We start from the raw sequence: 2,378 nt of genomic DNA, 5'->3' as shown, positions 1-2,378 counted from the left end.
GGCTCCATCGCCGTGGCGCTGCTCGCCGGGCGCGGTTACGAGGTCGTCGCGTCCACCGGCCGCACGGGGGAAGAGGCGTACCTGAAGGATCTGGGCGCCAGCGAGATCATCCCCCGCGAGGAGCTTTCCGGCCCGGCCCGGCCGCTCGGCAAGGAGCGCTGGGCCGGCGGCATAGACGTTGTGGGCAGCCACACGCTTGCCAATGTGCTCTCAATGACCTGCTACGGCGGCGCGGTGGCGGCTTGCGGTCTGGCCCAGGGCCTGGATCTGCCGGCCTCGGTCGCACCCTTCATCCTGCGCGGTATCTCCCTGCTCGGTGTCGATTCGGTCATGGCGCCGCGTGTGCTGCGGCTGGAAGCCTGGCGGCGCCTTGCCGCCGAGCTCGACCACGCCAGGATTGCCGCCGTCTCGCACACGATTCCCTTCCGCCAGGTCGTCGACGCGGCGGGGGATATCATCGCCGGACGGGTGCGGGGTCGGCTCGTCGTCGAAATGTAAACAAAGCCCTTGCGGCTTTGCTAAGAGTTGAGCCGGCCGCCAAAACCTTCCGTAACATCCCCCGATTATGGTCGCTGCCATGTGGGGCATCGGACGGATAAAGGCAGCTTTCAAGCATTGCGCGGCGGCGATCGGCCGCCTTCCCGCTGCGTTCTGGTTCGGCGTGTGTGCGCTTCTGGTTTGTGCCCTGGCGTATATCACCGGCGCCGCATTCGCCGTCGTTGCCGCACTCGCGCTGATGGCCGGTGTCGGCCTGGTGGCGGGTCTGCGCCGGTTAAGGCCTGCCGGTATATCCGCCACCGATGGCCCCCCGGCTGGAACGGCACGGCTGGAAGAGCTTGCCGACCGCATGTGGGAGATGCAGGAGAGCGAACAGCGCTTTTACGGCCTTCTGGAGGCGCTCGGCGACCTCGTGGTCCATCGTGACCGCGACGGGCGTATTCTCTACGCCAACAGGGTCTTCGCCGAACTCGTGGAGTGCGAGCCGCGTGAGCTTGTCGGCAAGACGCTCACGCAGTTCGGTGTCGATATCGGTGTCGTGCCCGATTCGGCCTTTTCCGAGGGCGAAAGCCTGAGCTCCACCGACGTCGCCATTCATGCCAGGGGCGGCCTGCGGTGGTTCTCCTGGACGGAGCTTTCCCGGCGCGATCATGACAGCGGTACCGTTTCCCACTGGGCCATCGCCCGCGATATCACGGCGCGCAAACGTGCCGAGACCGCGCTCGTCAATGCGCGCGAGCGCGCCGAGCAGGCGAGTCTGGCGAAATCGCGCTTTCTCGCCACCGTCAGCCACGAGATCCGCACGCCGATGAACGGCATCATGGGCATGGCCACGCTGCTCGCCGACACCCGCCTTTCGGCCGAGCAGCGCACCTATGTCAGCGCCGTCTCCACCTCCGCCAGCGCCCTCCTGGCGCTGATCGAGGATCTCCTGGACTATTCCAAGATCGAGGCCGGGCGGCTGGCGCTCGAGCCGCAGCAGGTCTCGATCCGCGAATTGGTGGAAAGCATCGTCGAGCTCATGGCCTCGCGCGCCTTCGGCAAGGATATCGGAATGGGCTGCCACATCGCCCCGGATGTGCCGGAGACCATCACCGCAGATCCCGGCCGCCTGCGCCAGGTCCTGCTCAACCTCTTGGGCAACGCCGTGAAGTTCACCGAGGAAGGCGGGGTGCTCGTTACCGTCACGACGGCCGCCGTAGGCGGCAAGCCGGCCCTCGCCATTCGCGTGGACGACACCGGCCCCGGCCTCGATGAGGCCGCCGTCGCGCGCATCTTCAGCGAATTCGAGCAGGCCGACGGCAGTTCCACCCGCAGGCATGGCGGAGCCGGTCTTGGCCTTGCCATCACCAGCCGCCTCGTCGAGGCGATGGAAGGCAGCATCGCCGTCGACAGCGCCCCCGGCGAGGGTGCGGCGTTCACGGTCTGCCTGCCGGTCGGCGAAACCACCCCGGCCGAGCACGCGCTCGCCCTGAAGGGCTGGACGGTGGCCATCATCACGCCGCACGCCGTCGAGGGCGAGGCACTGGCCATGACCGTGCGCGCGCACGGCGGGAAGGCCGAGATCTTCGATGGCGAGACGAGCGCGGTCGCGCTTCTGCGCCGGCGAAACACCGGCTTCGATGCCGTCATCATCGATGCCGCGCTGGAGGACGAGAAGGCCGGCCTGCTTGCCCGCCTGCGCCGCAAGGGCCTGCGGATGAAGCTTGCGCTGACGCTGATCGCGCCCACCGACCGGGGCCGGCTGGCCTCTTTCCGGGCCAACGGCTATGGCGTCTTTCTCGCCCGACCCGCCCGCGGCCGTACGCTTTTGCGCCTCCTCCTCAACGAGGGGCCAAGAACGGACGACAGCCAGGCCGTCGAGGTGCGCCCCGCACGGC

Annotated in this window: 2 protein-coding genes; both read left to right on the top strand. The window is 68.3% G+C overall.

Features of this window, described 5'->3' with window-relative positions; translation table 11 throughout:
* Positions 1-498 (top strand): zinc-binding dehydrogenase (locus ACFP9U_RS24755; RefSeq protein WP_378625512.1); only part of this gene is annotated, 498 nt, incomplete at its 5' end.
* Between the two features lie 79 nt (positions 499-577).
* The coding region (locus ACFP9U_RS24750) for a PAS domain-containing hybrid sensor histidine kinase/response regulator (protein WP_378625511.1) at positions 578-2,378 on the top strand (1,801 nt) is incomplete at its 3' end.

The organism is Nitratireductor sp. GCM10026969, assembly GCF_042660605.1.
Lineage (GTDB): Bacteria > Pseudomonadota > Alphaproteobacteria > Rhizobiales > Rhizobiaceae > Chelativorans.
Note: the sequence above shows the minus strand (reverse complement) of the source record. Positions and strands in the feature narration are given on the sequence as shown.